Origin of the sequence: Aliirhizobium wenxiniae (assembly GCF_019511445.1) — a bacterium.
Classification (GTDB): domain Bacteria; phylum Pseudomonadota; class Alphaproteobacteria; order Rhizobiales; family Rhizobiaceae; genus Neorhizobium; species Neorhizobium wenxiniae_A.
The window spans coordinates 1-14741 of record NZ_JAEUAN010000033.1 but is presented as its reverse complement, the minus strand read 5'-3'; the positions used below and the strand labels follow the sequence as shown (position 1 = coordinate 14741).

The 14741-nt window shown below is 57.3% G+C and carries 16 protein-coding genes; 8 read left to right on the top strand and 8 right to left on the bottom strand.

The genetic code is table 11. The features are described 5' to 3' along the window. Positions 1-128 precede the first annotated feature (128 nt). The 5 genes from JNB91_RS27995 to JNB91_RS27975 all read right to left on the bottom strand — a co-directional run bounded on the left by JNB91_RS27995 (position 129) and on the right by JNB91_RS27975 (position 2071). Positions 129-404 carry a hypothetical protein gene (locus JNB91_RS27995; protein WP_220328738.1) on the bottom strand — a complete coding sequence of 92 codons (276 nt, stop codon included), beginning with the start codon at positions 402-404 and terminating at the stop codon, positions 129-131. Between the two features lie 10 nt (positions 405-414). After that, entirely contained in the window at positions 415-714 is a 300-nt protein-coding gene (locus JNB91_RS27990; protein ID WP_220328737.1) for a DUF982 domain-containing protein, read from the bottom strand. A gap of 77 nt (positions 715-791) precedes the next feature. Beyond that, the gene (locus JNB91_RS27985) at positions 792-1265 is read right to left on the bottom strand and encodes an Hsp20 family protein (RefSeq protein ID WP_220328736.1); all 474 of its coding nucleotides are present in this window, start codon (positions 1263-1265) and stop codon (positions 792-794) included. Positions 1266-1414: 149 nt separating this feature from the next. Continuing rightward, a complete protein-coding gene (locus JNB91_RS27980; protein WP_220328735.1) occupies positions 1415-1705 on the bottom strand; it encodes a hypothetical protein in 291 nt (96 codons plus the stop codon). 93 nt (positions 1706-1798) lie between these two features. Next, positions 1799-2071 (bottom strand): usg protein, encoded by a 273-nt coding sequence (locus tag JNB91_RS27975; RefSeq protein WP_220328734.1) that lies wholly within the window; start codon positions 2069-2071, stop codon positions 1799-1801. Between the two features lie 276 nt (positions 2072-2347). Here JNB91_RS27975 and JNB91_RS27970 point away from each other — a divergent pair, with 276 nt between their 5' ends. Genes JNB91_RS27970 through JNB91_RS27960 form a run of 3 tightly spaced genes read left to right on the top strand, consistent with a single transcriptional unit; the run spans position 2348 to position 4629 of the window. Beyond that, a complete protein-coding gene (locus tag JNB91_RS27970; protein ID WP_220328733.1) occupies positions 2348-2662 on the top strand; it encodes a co-chaperone GroES in 315 nt (104 codons plus the stop codon). A gap of 52 nt (positions 2663-2714) precedes the next feature. Continuing rightward, positions 2715-4343 carry a chaperonin GroEL gene (groL, locus tag JNB91_RS27965; RefSeq protein WP_220328732.1) on the top strand — a complete coding sequence of 543 codons (1629 nt, stop codon included), beginning with the start codon at positions 2715-2717 and terminating at the stop codon, positions 4341-4343. 52 nt (positions 4344-4395) lie between these two features. Next, complete coding sequence (locus tag JNB91_RS27960) at positions 4396-4629, top strand: hypothetical protein (protein WP_220328731.1); 234 nt, start codon at positions 4396-4398, stop codon at positions 4627-4629. 64 nt (positions 4630-4693) lie between these two features. On the opposite strand, the gene JNB91_RS27955 is transcribed toward JNB91_RS27960, so the two are convergent. After that, positions 4694-6532 (bottom strand): sensor histidine kinase, encoded by a 1839-nt coding sequence (locus JNB91_RS27955; protein WP_220328730.1) that lies wholly within the window; start codon positions 6530-6532, stop codon positions 4694-4696. A gap of 258 nt (positions 6533-6790) precedes the next feature. On the opposite strand from JNB91_RS27955, the gene JNB91_RS27950 reads away from it, so the two are divergent. Next, the gene (locus tag JNB91_RS27950) at positions 6791-7183 is read left to right on the top strand and encodes a PAS domain-containing protein (protein ID WP_220328729.1); all 393 of its coding nucleotides are present in this window, start codon (positions 6791-6793) and stop codon (positions 7181-7183) included. 154 nt (positions 7184-7337) lie between these two features. Here JNB91_RS27950 and JNB91_RS27945 read toward each other — a convergent pair whose 3' ends face one another. Next, positions 7338-9557 carry a histidine kinase dimerization/phosphoacceptor domain -containing protein gene (locus JNB91_RS27945; protein WP_223218430.1) on the bottom strand — a complete coding sequence of 740 codons (2220 nt, stop codon included), beginning with the start codon at positions 9555-9557 and terminating at the stop codon, positions 7338-7340. A gap of 106 nt (positions 9558-9663) precedes the next feature. Between JNB91_RS27945 and JNB91_RS27940 the strand changes: the two genes are divergently transcribed. From JNB91_RS27940 to JNB91_RS27925, 4 genes are all read left to right on the top strand, one after another. After that, positions 9664-10779, top strand: coding sequence for a PAS domain-containing protein (locus JNB91_RS27940; protein WP_220328728.1), 1116 nt, complete (start codon positions 9664-9666; stop codon positions 10777-10779). 3 nt (positions 10780-10782) lie between these two features. After that, the gene (locus JNB91_RS27935; protein ID WP_093003416.1) at positions 10783-11196 is read left to right on the top strand and encodes a response regulator; all 414 of its coding nucleotides are present in this window, start codon (positions 10783-10785) and stop codon (positions 11194-11196) included. A gap of 492 nt (positions 11197-11688) precedes the next feature. Further along, positions 11689-13998, top strand: coding sequence for a GAF domain-containing protein (locus JNB91_RS27930; RefSeq protein ID WP_220328727.1), 2310 nt, complete (start codon positions 11689-11691; stop codon positions 13996-13998). Then, positions 13995-14402: a response regulator gene (locus JNB91_RS27925; protein ID WP_223218429.1), complete on the top strand. Its 408-nt coding sequence runs from the start codon at positions 13995-13997 to the stop codon at positions 14400-14402. Before JNB91_RS27930 ends, JNB91_RS27925 begins: the two co-directional genes overlap by 4 nt. Here the strand turns inward: JNB91_RS27925 and JNB91_RS27920 are convergent. Next, complete coding sequence (locus JNB91_RS27920; RefSeq protein WP_220328726.1) at positions 14382-14627, bottom strand: hypothetical protein; 246 nt, start codon at positions 14625-14627, stop codon at positions 14382-14384. The two genes, JNB91_RS27925 and JNB91_RS27920, sit on opposite strands and share 21 nt — an antisense overlap. Between the last annotated feature and the right edge of the window lie 114 nt (positions 14628-14741).

The window sequence follows — 14741 nt, the reverse complement described above, 5'->3', positions numbered from 1 at the left end:
CCGCACGCTGTCGCGCGACCTGGTCTCGTGACCGCAGGTTCTGCCGCCGGCGCGCGGGAGCAGCCGAGACTGCCGGCGAGCCCACGTCTATGTCCGGCGGCCATGAAAAAAATCTCAACCGACTGTGTTTAGGGACGGCAGCGCTGATCGAGTTCGATAAGCGCAGATTGTACCTCATCTATAGGCACTGGGTCGGTTCCGGGCAACTGCCGCAGCGCCGGTTTTGACTCGACAGCATACAGATCAGATGCCCAGGCAGCCAGGATTGCCCGCTTGTCATCGATAGACAGCGACGGCGCCTCTACCACATCTGTAGGCCGTTCAAGATGCATGCCTTGCATTAGAACCACAGGCCCCATGGCCACCGCTCTGTCGACAAACTGCTGCATGATTGCTTCTGTCATACCTGCGCCCTCACTGCACATGGGGATCTCTGTCGCCGCGCGACCGAGCAGCGACGATCGGCGGTGTCTCAGCCGCAAGAAGCTCATGCTTTTCCGCGAACGCCACGAACAGGCCCCGCGCCGTCTCTGCTTCGATCTCGCCCCGCAGCGCAGCCTGGCACGCCTTCAGGGCAACAGCGTGAGCCCGATCCCTAAAGGAGTTTGGCCACTCGACAAGGTGTTGATAGGCATCCATCACTCCGGGAACTTGCGCCGGAAATCCCAGGCCGACCAGAATGGTTACGGGTTCTCTGAACATATCGGGTTTCATCGTTTTCTCCTTCCCTACCCGCAATGTTGACGGGCGCCATCGCAGTGGCGCCCTGACCGAATGAACGAGTTTCAGGATCACGCCGCTTTTTGGGCTTCGATCCGTGCTGGAGCGACCGACGTCAATGCAGGCGTGCTCTGGATCGAAATCTTCCTCGGTTTCAGAGCCTCCGGGATCTCGCGAACAAGCTCGATCGTCAGCAGGCCATTGTTCAAGTCCGCTCCATTCACTCGGACGTGATCGGCCAGTTCGAAGCGGTGCTCGAAGGGACGACCTGCGATACCGCGATGCAGGTAGCCCTCTGTCGGGGATTCCTGCTTCTTGCCGGTAACCGTCAGCAGATTGGACTGGAAGGTGATGTCGAGATCGTCCTGGGCAAAGCCCGCTACCGCGATCGAGATCCGGTAGGTGTCGTCACCGGTTTTCACGATGTCATAGGGCGGCCAGTCATTCGACGAGCGGGCGCGCTGAGCGTTTTCGAGAAGATTGAAGATCCGGTCGAAGCCGACGCTCGAACGGTAGAGCGGTGCGTAATCGTAAGATGTTGCCATAGCCATATCCTCCTTGAAGCAACATGGGTACGGGAATGCCAAAAGCGGCGCTCCCGGCAAAGCCAGCCCATTATTGAGCGGCTGGCGACATTCGATTTTGGTTTGCCGATTTTTCGATTCAAGATCTGTCGCGAAAAGAATCGACTGTATCAGTGGATCAAGCGGCTTACGACGCGATATGGATAAGTGGCCTTGAACTGCGATATCATTGCGCATGCTTGCTGCAAGAGTCGCACAGCCGTTTCAGGCGTATCGCGCGCAAGGTCATCAGCGTTGGCACGGATCGCCTGAGCCAAATTCGCAGACATCAACGCAAAACGTCCCTCACCATATACTAGAGCGTCCTGGGACGTTGTCTCGAGCCACCGGACGAAATCGATAATGATTTCCTCCCTCTCGGACACGCTCGCGTTTTTCATGATCTCGATATTCTGTTCCATGCGGTCTCGACTCCATACAGACTTGGAAAGCGACCGAGCTCATCAAGCCTCGGCCGCCGCTCAGCTAGGAGGGCGAGAAATCGAATTCAAGGTTCACTGCAGCTTGAATTCGCCATCGACGCGTCGCCATTCATTCGGCCCGATCAGGCGCTGGTGGCTGTAACGAACAGAATGCAAAGGCCCATCGAGAGAGGTCTTCCAGAAATCCAGGAACTTACGCATCTCGGGGAAATCGGGTGCGAGATCGTAGTCCTGCCAGACATAGGTCTGAAGAGCGAATTCATAGTCCGGGATACGATAGAGGATGTGTGCGGTCGTAAGGCCGTAGCCATTGAGCTGTCGATCAATGTCCGATGAGAATTGCATGCTTCATCTCCGTTTCGTGACAACGCTAAGGTGACCCAGATTGTGAGCGGCTTCAAGATGGAACCATTATTCTTGTCGAAATTAACCAACAATCGCAGTGTGTTAGCAGCCGGATTGAGCGAGTGCTAGTTTTTTCAGAAAACCCTCTTGAAATCGAAAAATCTCAAAAATAAATTCTGCCCGCGAGCGCTCGAGTGAGGTTCGCACCCGTCCGGATTGGTCACCCGGTCCGGCCAGGGTCTTCAACGTCATCATTTTTGCTCAACGGAGGAAAACATGTCGTTCCGACCGCTTCATGATCGCATTCTCGTCCGCCGGGTCGATTCGCTGGAAAAGACCAAAGGCGGCATCATCATTCCGGATACCGCCAAGGAAAAGCCATCCGAGGGCGAGGTCGTCGCCGCCGGTCCTGGTGCACGCAACGAAGCCGGCCAGATCCAGGCGCTCGACGTCAAGGCGGGCGATCGCATTCTGTTCGGCAAATGGTCAGGCACCGAAATCAAGATCAACGGTGAAGATCTGCTGATCATGAAGGAAAGCGACGTCCTGGGCGTTATCGAAGCGCAGGTTGATCAGCAGCAGGCTGCGTAAACACGCACTGCCGCCCATCAGTCAAAAAGCTGCCTATTGAAGGAGTGAACAAATGGCTGCGAAAGAAGTCAAATTTAACACCGACGCCCGTGAACGCATGCTGCGTGGCGTCGATGTTCTCGCCAACGCGGTAAAAGTTACGCTTGGTCCCAAGGGCCGCAACGTCGTCATCGACAAGTCGTTCGGCGCGCCACGCATCACCAAGGACGGCGTTTCCGTCGCCAAAGAGATCGAACTGGAAGACAAGTTCGAAAACATGGGCGCGCAGATGCTGCGCGAGGTGGCGTCGAAGACCAATGATCTCGCCGGCGACGGTACCACCACGGCAACTGTTCTCGCCCAGGCCATTGTTAAGGAAGGCGCCAAGGCGGTTGCGTCGGGCATGAACCCGATGGACCTGAAGCGCGGCATCGATATCGCCGTCGATGCTGTCGTCAAAGAGTTGAAAGCTAACGCCCGCAAGATCACCAGCAATTCGGAGATCGCCCAGGTCGGCACCATCTCGGCCAATGGCGACGAGGAGATCGGCAAGTATCTGGCCGAAGCGATGGAGAAGGTCGGCAACGAAGGTGTCATCACCGTCGAGGAAGCCAAGACCGCCGAGACCGAGTTGGAAGTCGTCGAAGGTATGCAGTTCGACCGCGGTTATCTCTCGCCCTACTTCGTGACTAATCAGGACAAGATGCGGGTCGAGCTCGAAGAGCCATATATTCTCATCCACGAGAAGAAGCTCTCCAACCTCCAGTCTTTGCTGCCGGTGCTGGAAGGCGTGGTGAAGTCCGGCAAGCCTCTGCTGATCATTGCCGAGGATGTTGAAGGCGAAGCCCTTGCAACGCTCGTCGTCAACAAGCTGCGTGGCGGCTTGAAGATCGCTGCCGTCAAGGCTCCCGGCTTTGGCGATCGCCGAAAGGCTATGCTCGAAGACATCGCCATCCTGACAGGCGGCACTGTCATCTCGGAGGACGTCGGCATCAAGCTCGATAACGTCACGCTGAACATGCTCGGCCGCGCCAAGAAGGTGGCGATCGAGAAGGAAAACACTACGATCATCGACGGCGTCGGTTCCAAGGCAGAGATCGACGGACGTGCGGCACAGATCCGCGCGCAGATCGAGGAGACCACCTCCGACTATGACCGCGAGAAGCTGCAGGAGCGTCTCGCCAAGCTCGCGGGCGGTGTCGCCGTCATCCGCGTCGGCGGCTCTACCGAAGTCGAGGTGAAAGAGAAGAAGGACCGCGTCGACGATGCTTTGCATGCGACGCGTGCAGCCGTCGAAGAGGGTATTTTGCCTGGTGGCGGCGTAGCATTGCTTCGTGCGGTCAAGGCGCTGGATGGTCTCCCGACTGCTAATGACGATCAGCGGGTTGGCATCGACATCGTCCGCCGGGCAATTGAGGCACCTGTGCGTCAGATCGCTGAGAATGCTGGCGCCGAAGGCTCGATCATCGTTGGCAAGCTTCGGGAAAAGACCGATCTGTCGTTCGGATGGAACGCGCAGACCGGCGAGTACGGCGATCTCTACGCGCAGGGCGTCATCGATCCGGCAAAGGTGGTTCGCACCGCCCTGCAGGATGCGGCCTCGGTCGCAGGTTTGCTAGTGACGACCGAAGCGATGATCGCCGAAAAGCCAAAGAAGGACGCCGTCCCCGCCCTGCCCGCTGGTCCGGGCATGGACTTCTAACCAGTTCCAACGCCCGCCCCACCGAGGGGCGGGCTATTCTGGCGGGGATGATATGACAGCACCAATTTCGAAAGAGGATGCACTTTTCTGTGCAGGTGTCGTAAAGGAAGTGGCACGCGCTCAAGGCATCCTGCGCGATCCCGCAGCAATTGGTCGCCTGACCGCAACGGTTGCCAGACTTTACAACAAAGGTATGCACGATCGTGACGAGCTTTTCAACGCTGCCCTAAAGTCAGTCAATGGCGAACAAGACACTAAGGTGAGAGCTGAAGAGAAATCCCCGTGAAATTTGGGGCCGGGGGCTCTGCGCGGGACGATCGGAGATCCATCGTGTTTTAGGTGTCCCAAACTTATGCTGATGGAACCTCCCCGACCTGCGACATGTCTGCCTCAACGACGCATCTCACGCCGCTCCTTTCGTAAAAAACCTTCGCGTGGCCCCTCAGCTCGGCTGAGAGAAGTCGCTCGATCAATGTCGAGCCGAACCCTTTACGCACGGGCGGTGCGACTTCTGGGCCGCCTTGCTCTTCCCATATGATCGTAAGCCTGCAGTTCTGGTGCGGCTCGTAATGCCACGAAACGCTGATGCGACCGTCAGATACCGAAAGCGCTCCGTATTTCGCGGCATTCGTCGCGAGCTCATGTAGTGCGAGTGAAAGCGCGATAGCCGCTTTCGGCGGCAACGGTACACTTGGTCCGCTTATGTTGAAGGCTTCGGCCGGATAGGGCGAGATCGCTTGCTCAACAACGGCGTTGATGTCGGCATACTGGCCCTCCCCGTGGATCAGGAGGTCCTGCGCCCTGCTTAGCGACGCGAGCCTGGTTTCAAAGGCCTCGACATCCACGCGATTTGACTTGTCGCGGCCAAGCGTCTGTCTGGCAATTGCAATCACGGTTGCGAGAATGTTCTTCACGCGGTGATGAAGTTCATTGATCAGAATAGCCTTCAAACGCTCAGCATCTTTGCGGCTGGTTATATCGTGCGTTGTTTTGGATGCGCCAGTGATACGTCCTCTGGCGTCACGGATCGGCGATACGCTGAGTAGAACATCGACAAGCCCACCATCCTTGCGAAGGCGCTGGGTTTCGTAAGGCTCCACGATTTGCCCGGCTTTGATCTGTCTGAGGATAGTTGGTTCCTCATCCTTCCTTTCTTCCGGAACCAGCATCAAAACTGTCTTTCCTATGGCCTCTTCCGCTTTATAGCCGTAGAGTCTTTCCGCCGCCGCGTTCCAGCTGGTGATGGTCATGTCCAGGTCGATACCGAGGATCGCGTCGTTAGACGACGCGATCATTGAGGCGAGGTGCCTTTCGACTTCCTGTGCATGCCGTCGCTCCCCGATATCGATAGATATAGCGACAGCCTGCGAGATGTTGCCGCGTTCGTCCCGGATTGCCGACACCGAGTTCGAAACCCAGACAAGACTGCCATCACCGCGAATGTAGCGCTTCTCGATTTCAAAGCTGTCTCCCGTCTCGACCATGTTCTTGAACAGGCGCCGGTTCTCCGGTAGGTCGTCTGCATACGTAAAGTCCTGCATCGGCATGCCGATTAATTCGCTGCGGGGACGCCCAACGATCTGACAGAAATGGTCGTTCACACTGATCAGCTTTCCCGTCAGATCGCCAAGCGCTATCCCAGCGGCCGATTGAGCAAATATCGCTCGAAGGCGTTCCTCGCTCTCACGCAATGCTGAATCAGCTTTGACCCGCTCGGTCGTTTCGTTGACGATGCAGAGCACCCCACGCACAGTGCGATCCTGGTCCGAGACCGGAGAATACGAGATGTCGAAATACGCCGTTTCGGGATAGCCGAACCTTTCGATATAAAACGGCCGATCCTTCGCAGCAACGGTTTCGCCCTTGTCGAGGACGCGCTTCAGCAACGGCTCCAAATCGCTCCAAAGCTCGCTCCAGTATTCGCGCGCCGGCTTTCCAAATGCGTGTGGATGTTTATCGCCAATCGTCGGGGCGTATGCATCGTTATAGAACGCGACAAATTCGGGTCCCCAGAACATCACAATCTGTGCCTGCGATGGGATCATGATGCCGATCGCAGCTTGAAGACAGGCGGGCCAGTCTGATTTTGGGCCGACCGGACCGGCCGCCCAGTCTACCGTCTCGAGCAGTCTGGCTACCGGAACAGCGGTCTTGGGTTCATTGGTGTTGTCCAGGACGATGCTCTCCACTGACTAACAGATTGTAACTTTTATAGAGGTTGCGATGGGGTTCAAGCAGTTTGATGCTTGTGGATAACCCCCCGTTTCCGAGGGCGGCGGCGACCGGCGAAAACTTTTCGCGAGGCCCTGAATTCGTCTAAGGCGGGAGCATCCTTTTCCTCTTCGACGCGAACGACAATCCCTTCGCGACGGTACTTTCCACTGTAATGGCGTGCACTATACTCCGATGACGAGTGGTGCGATTACGCAAGATACAGGAGGACACCGTTGCCAGACCATTCGTTTCCAGAGTTTGGATTACCTTCTCTTGGCCTGTTCAGTTGGAGCCTCTTTGACAACAGACTTGTTGCAGATGAAAATTACGCAGCCATCTATGGCCTTGACCCCGGTAAACTCGCTAGAGGAATGAACATCGAAAGCATAATCAATCTTATCTTTGAAGAAGACCGAGAGAAGGCCGCAAGGCGAACGCATGCAACTATTTTGAGCGGCAAATTCGATACGATCACATTTAGCGTTAAGCGCAGACGGTCAATTGTGCGAGTGGGAGCTTACGGTCGATGTCTTCGTGACGAAGCCGGGACCCCTTCAATCTTTACTGGTGCCGTCTTCGAGCTGAGTGATAGCAGCGGTTTCTGGTTCAATCGTTTTCGTCAGTGACGCCTCACACTTCGCGATGATGGCCAGTCGCGACAAGATCGCCTCGACCGAGACCGCGTCACGGCTCACAAGCGGCGGACGCGATGCAGTGGCGCAGATTTCCGCAAGCAATCCGTCAAACGGGAAACCGATCTTGATTAGGCGCCCCACTTCATCACTGGATCGGCGCGGTCACGATGACCCGCAGTCCCGGCGCGTTGTCCTCTTCGTCGATATTCCCTTTGAGACGGTCCATGATGGCAGTGAGGATGCGCGATCCGAAACCATTCGACTTGGCCGACTTCGTCTTGCCACGGCCGACATCGGAGACGATCAGGCGCAACGAGTTGCGGTGCTGCTCGAGCTTGATGGCAAGTGGCCCCGGTGCGCCGTCGTAGGCGTATTTCTGCGCGTTGATGACGAGTTCCGTGAGGACCAGACCGACATTGACGGCCTTGTCGGTCGCGATCAGGATCGGCGCGAGATCAAGCTCCAGATTGTCACGCCAATCGGAATCCATCGTGGACGTCATGTCCTCGATCAGGCTCTCGATGTAGCGCGAGAGGTCGATGATCTCGACGCTTTCGTCCTGGTAGAGACGCCGATGGACGAGCGCCACGGCGTTCAGCCGCTTTTGCGCTTCGTCAAGGTTATGCTTCACCTCGTCGTTCGTCGCGCCCCTGGCCTGCAGACGTAGGAACGCGGAGACAAGTTGAAGCGAGTTCTGTACACGATGGTTGACCTCCTTCAGAAGGTAGTCCTTCTGGGAGACCAAGCCTTGGTTCTCACGCAGGCTGATGGTCAGCTCGCGATTAAGCTCGCGAAGACGCTGATTGTTGCGATGTTCGAGCATCAGACGCACGGCACGACCGGCAGACTCCACCTCCGCATGCGTCCAGGGCCGAGCCTTGCCTCGGACACTCTCGCTCCACGCCTCAAACGACGAGCGCGGCGTCAGGACCGCGGCGGGGTCATGCGCCGTGTCCTTGTGCGGGTTGCCCGCCCATTTGAGAACTTCGACGTGTTCAGCCCGGAACCACATCAGGATCGTCGGCACCTCGGTCGACATGGTGACCGCCAGCACGCCGCTGGCCACGTCCATGTAGGCCGACGCCTCGTCCCATTTGGAAGAGAGACTTGCCGTCGCGTAGGTCTGCTGGGATGCCGGGACCTTGAGGTGGTCAGCGAGTTTGCGGATGTCTATCGGATCAGGCGTCTTGCCGTGGACGTAGAGTTCGTCCCCCTGCACCGCCGCAAACCCATCGGCATATAGCATCCTGGCGATCTTTTCGCCAGACTTGGCGAATAGCTCGTCCAGGGAGTTCTCCGGTCCGAGTAGAGCGAGAATACCGTCTTCGAGCGAGCGCAGGCGAATGCGCTCGCGGTGAAGCTGGGCGTCCTCCTTGGCCTTGATCTTGCGGGCCAGCGAGTTCGCGAGCGTCTGGCAACCCATTCGAGCGGTGAGCGGAATCGTCCGCGGCTGGTGGTGATGACAGGCGATCAGGCCCCACAGGACATTGTCCTTGATGATGGAGAAGGACGCCGAGGCCTTCACGCCCATGTTCTGCAGATACTGGATATGGATCGGCGAGACACTGCGGAGCGCAGAGTCGCTGAGGTCGATGTCCCGCAGATCCCTGTCCGAGGTGATTGGCTGCGGCACGTAGTCCACGTCCGGGATGACCCTGACCTTGTTTCGGAGGTAAAGCGCCCTCGCCTGCTTTGGGATGTCCGAAGCAGGGAAATGGTGGTTCATGAAGTTGTAGTTTCCAGGCGCCACGCTTTCGCCGACTACGACACCTGCGTCGTCGTCGAGGAACTGGTAGACCATCACACGATCGTAGCCCGTTAGATCGCGGAACACCGTCGCGGCACTTCGACAGAGTTCGGAGACGCTGGCGGATCGCTCGAAGCGGGCGCTGGCGGCGTCGAGATCGACAAGATAGGGAACCGCCTCTACGGCCGTTTCCTCGGCCAGGTCCATTTCGACGACGGCGAATTCACCCGAGCGGTAGGCCACGGCATTCAGGGGGAGAACCCTCCCCACGATCCGACCAAGGACGGCGAGATGCCCGGTGGTGATGGCTGACATCCGTCCAAAAGCGGATGCTCCGAGGATATCACCGAGCTGGCGGCCGACGGCGGCTCGTCCAAGGATGCCCTCAACGTCGCCAGCCTCACCTACGCAAACAAGTGAGCGGGCGTCTGCGATCAGCATGATGCCGTGCGGCTGGATCGTGCCTGGAACATGGATCGGCTCGACATCGCAGGCCGTGACGTTTTGTTGAAGCATAGCGTGCCTTTGCGCGTTGTCTAACAAGCCGGCAATGCCGACGACGCCTGCAGGAGACCGGCGTTTCCTCCGTTGATTAGCACAAGCTGGAATGACGATCAAAAACCACGGGTTGCGGCTGAAGTAACCTATTAGTGAAACGCGTGTATTGACGTTATCGGCGGCATCATTAGTTACCCGTTGACCCTGCACTCGATCGGACACCCGAATGAACGATACGCAACAGACCCGTCTTGCACGCGAGGCAGGCCAACGACTTCTCGCCGAACACATGTCGGAAGACCCGTTCGCGGCAGCGTTCAAGGCAACCCGCATGCCAATGCTGATCACGGATCCCCGCCAGGACGACAATCCGATTATCTTTTGCAACACTGCCTTTTGTCAGCTTTCGGGATATAGTGAAGAAGAGCTGATCGGCCGCAACTGCCGCCTGCTGCAAGGCACAGACACGGACCCTGAAGCCATTGCCAAAATCAGGCAGGCCATTGCTGCGGAGGCAGACCTTTCTATCGACATCCTGAACTACCGCAAGGATGGCTCGCCGTTCTGGAACGCACTCTTCGTTAGTCCGGTCCGAAACGAGGCGGGCGAGGTCATCTACTTTTTCGCCTCTCAGCTCGACTTTACAAACATTAAGAGCAAGGAGGCGGAGCTGGCGCGCGCCCGCCATATTGCAGAAGAAGAGGTTGCTGATCGCACCGCCGACCTGACGAACGCACTTAAGGCGAAGACCCTCCTGGTTCATGAGGTTGATCATCGGGTTAAGAACAACCTCTTAACCATCGCGTCCATCGTCAAGCTCCAAGCGCGCATGTCGGAGGATGACACTGCCCGAAAGACACTCCGGTCGGTTCTCAACCGCGTTGAGGCGCTGAGTACCGTGCAGCGCAAGCTACTAAACGACGATGACGTTGGGCATTTCGACGTCGCCGACTTCGCGCAGGAGCTGGTCCACGACCTAGTTAGCGCACTAAGGCGGAGCGATATCCGCGTAACCACGGATTTGCACGAAGTCGTCGTTCCCGCCGCTAAGGCCTCTCCCATCGCGTTGGTGGTCAACGAACTGATCGGCGATGCCGTGCGGCGCGGACTGGGTGACGGTGGCGGCGAAATACATCTCGAGGTCCGGCGGCTGAACGGGCACTTCCTGATCAGGGTCTCCGATACGGTATCCCCAGTAGAAGCAGATAGGGAAGAACAAGCGTTCAGCGCCATGATGCTTGAGACTTCCGCACGACAGCTGGGTGCCAAGATCGAGAAGACCGTCGAAGGCCATCGGACGGACGTCCGCATCACCCTTCTCGTTGACGAACATAAGGACTGAAGAATGCGTATCATGATCGTGGAAGACGAGGCGCTGTTGGCGCTGGAAATGGAAAGCGAACTCGAGGCCGCTGGTCACGAAGTGGTTGGCCTTGCCGCTGAGAGCAAAACTGCGAAAGAACTGATCGGAGCCGCGGCTCCAGAGTTTGCGTTCGTCGACATCCAGCTACTGGATGGCCCGACAGGCATTGATGTCGGCAGGGAGCTGGCATCGCAAGGCGTGCCCTATGTGTTCGTGTCGGGAAACCTCAAGCGAATACCCGACGACTACGCGGGTGCGATTGGCGGCATCGAGAAGCCCTACACTGTCAACGGGTTCCAGAACGCTCTCACCTATCTGGTAGCCTATGTCGGTGGGATGCGTGGCGCACAAGTGCCCCCGAGCCTCGTCCTCGCGAGCTCCGCTCAGGCGGCATGAATTCTATTGCTTATGGGCCTCCAGGGTGGCGATTCAGGCTCTGGCCATGACGCGAACCGTTTGCGTTAACACAAAGACTTCTCCTCACGCATTCGAGGTCCGCAGCTCATTGACGTGAACTTTTCTTTTGGATGCCGTCACTTTCACCGTCATACCGCGAATTTGCGTCCGGTATTCGAAAGAAAAGCAAGTGTGCTGGCGCTGGGACATACGCTAAGTCGTCTGCCATGACCTCTCAGCCATCAGCCGAACCAGCCTCTTTGAAGCGAGGCCATCGAAATGCACGGAAGGCAAAAAGCGTGTCCAAGCGCGAGTTTCCTGTCCGAACGTGCTCTGCCCGCATTTGAAGTCTTAGAGCAAGCGTCTTTGGTTATGCCGATTCATCCTAGATCCGCAATTGTCTTTTCTACCCGATCTCCCATCTAGAAACGTGACGGCAAAATAATATCTGTCCGAACACTTGACCGAACATCACATGAGGTACTCGCGCACTTGCTAAATACAACCAAACGCATTCGTGCCGCGCGCAATGCCGGATTGTTCGAGCCTCACCATAAGTCAGAGTTTAACGACATCGTAGAGACCGTAAAGACGGCGTTGCACTGTCCCGTTGCGATTGTATCTATTCTCGACGAAGACAGGCAGGTGTTCGCGGCACATGTCGGGCTGCCCGCACCCTGGGCGGAGCGCGGGGAAACGCCGCTGACGCACTCATTCTGCCAACATGTGGTCGATGACAAGCAGCCTTTCATCGTCGGAGACGCGACCCTGCACGAGCGTGTTCGCGACAACCTCGCTATTGGAGACCTGGGTGTAGTTTCATACATGGGTGTCCCCGTAAACCTCCCGGACGGCACGATCATCGGAGCGATCGCTGCAATAGATGGGCAACCGAGAGACTGGAGCCTGTCTGAACTTGGCCTGCTGAAGCAGTTCGGAAAGATCGCCAGCAACCACATTGCCGCGCTTGTCTCGGACCGGCGCTGGAGCAACCTGTTTCACCAGCTCGAAGAAGGGATTGTTCTTGGCACTGTCATTCGCGACCCCACAGGCAACATCGTTGACTGGCGCCACGATAATGTGAACCCAGCCTGGGCTCAGCTTGTTGGGATTTCGACAGAACCGCCCGTTGGCAGGACAATCCGCGAGGTACTTCCAGGGATCGAGGATGACTGGGTCACCGACGTCGCCGAGGTGATAGCGACCGGCGAGTCGAAGCGGTTTACCCGGTCCGTAGACTCCCTCGGTCGCTGGCTTGACGGGTTCATTCAAGCCACGGGCGAAGACACGTTCATTACCATGTTCCTGGACGTCACCGAGCGCATGTCCGCAGTGGAAGCTCTGCAACAGAGCGAAGAGCGGCTGAGAGTGCTGATACAAGGGGCTAAGGACTATGTCATTGTGACAACTGATCTCGACGGCCGGATTTCGAGCTGGTATGGCGGGGCAGAAGAGACATTCGGCCGCACAGAAGCCGAGATGATGGGACGGCCGTTTTCGGACATTTTTACGATCGAAGATCAAGCTGCGGGCATTCCCGATCTCGAGCTCGCCAGGGCCGCGGAGAAAGGCGTCGCAATAGACCGGCGCTGGCATATCCGGGCAGATGGCACGCACGCCTTTCTCGACGGGACAGTCCGGCCGCTCGTAACGGAGAGTGGTGCCGTTCGTGGATATATCAAGATTGCCCGAAACGCGACGCTCGAGAAACAGTCGCAGGATAGGCAGCTTGCTTTCCTGGAGTTTGGCGACCGTATCCGGGAGCTCAAGACTGTTACCGAGGTCGCCTTTGCTGCATCTGAAATTATGGTGCGCAACCTTGAGGGCGCAACTCGCGCGGGCTACGGGATGGTCGATGCTGTCGCCGAGACCGTTCAAATGCTGCCGGGCTGGTGCGCTCCAGACATCGATCCAGTTGCAGGGCTCCATCACTTCCGCGATTACGGGAGCTTTATCGACGACCTGAAGCGCGGCGACAACATAATCATCCCAGATGTAACAATTGATCCACGCACTGCGGGCTCCGCCGATCTCTTTCGGCAGATCTCGCTAGCTACCTTGGTTAATATTCCGATCATTGAGCACAGCGTGTTTGTGGGCGTTATGTTTGTCCATTACGACAAGCCGCACGAGTTTACGCCCGAAGAGCGGGATTTCGTGCGAACGATTGCTGATCGGACGCGTGAAGCTGCCTCCCGTATCCGCGCCGAGGAAGACCAGCAGATCCTCAATCACGAAATCAGTCATCGCTTGAAAAATACCATGGCCATGGTCCAGGCGATCGCAACGCAGACACTGAGACCGATCACCGATCGGGCGCCGGTAGAGGCCTTCACAAATCGCCTGCACGCTTTGTCCAAGGCCCACGAAGTGTTGTTAGGCCAGGACTGGACATCGGCGCGCATGACTCAGGTGATGGACACAGTCCTCCGCCAGATGGCGCTGCCCGAACGATACAAGATCGAAGGGCCCGACCTTGAGCTTGGCCCGAGGACCGCTTTGTCGCTGGCGCTGCTTATGCATGAGCTCGGCACCAATGCGCTGAAATACGGCGCGTGGTCCAATGAAAAAGGTCGGGTTTCAGTTACGTGGCGCACCGAGACCGGGAACGGCGACGACACGCTCGTCCTTTTATGGCAAGAGAGTGACGGTCCCGCAGTTGCAGCACCTGCCGGCAAAGGTTTTGGCTCTAAACTCATTCGTCTCGGCCTCATGGGAACAGGCGGTGTCGACGTCAGTTACGAGCCTAAAGGGTTGAAAGTTGAAATGCGGGGACTGGTCTCCCAGTTGCGACAGTCATGATGAGCGAAATGTCAGAAACGCGCACACCACCTGTAGTCCTAGTCGTAGAGGACGAGCCGCTGCTGCGGCTGGCAGCAATTGATCTTGTCGAGATGGCCGGCTACGAGGCAATACCCGCAGCCGACGCAACCGAGGCCGTAAAAATCCTAGAAGCCCGCAACGATATTCGGGTTGTCATGACCGATGTCGACATGCCACGTGGCGTCGATGGGATGCGGCTCGCAGCTATCATTCGCGACCGCTGGCCACCGATCAAAATCATCATCGTTTCCGGCCATGTCGAGGATCCGGGCAATCTCATTCCTGCCGAAACCATGTTCTTCTCGAAACCCTACCGAGAAGAGCAGATTATGGAGACAATTCATGGGATGATGAGCGCCTGGTCAGTTGCCGAACTCCGATAGCTCGTGATCCATTGCGATATCAGTCAGTCCCCTGTGACCGTCCATAGCCTGAACCAGCTCGGGCAGTGTATTATGCCCTTCGCGGAATAGATTGAGGCAGATATCGGCAGCGATTACTGCGTCGGGGTCATCTTTACTCAAACCATACCGATTTCGCCAGGATTTCAAGGCGACGTCGATGATTTCCAGTTCGGGCGGGCCAAAGGTCGTTTTGTTGGTTTCCACGCAGAACTGAGCCGGTTAGGCGCATAATTTCCATTGAGAATTGAGCCATGTGAACCTTCCCCCAACGCGGAGAGCGACGGGGGCAACGGAGTGATCCACATGGGACTTTTAAAT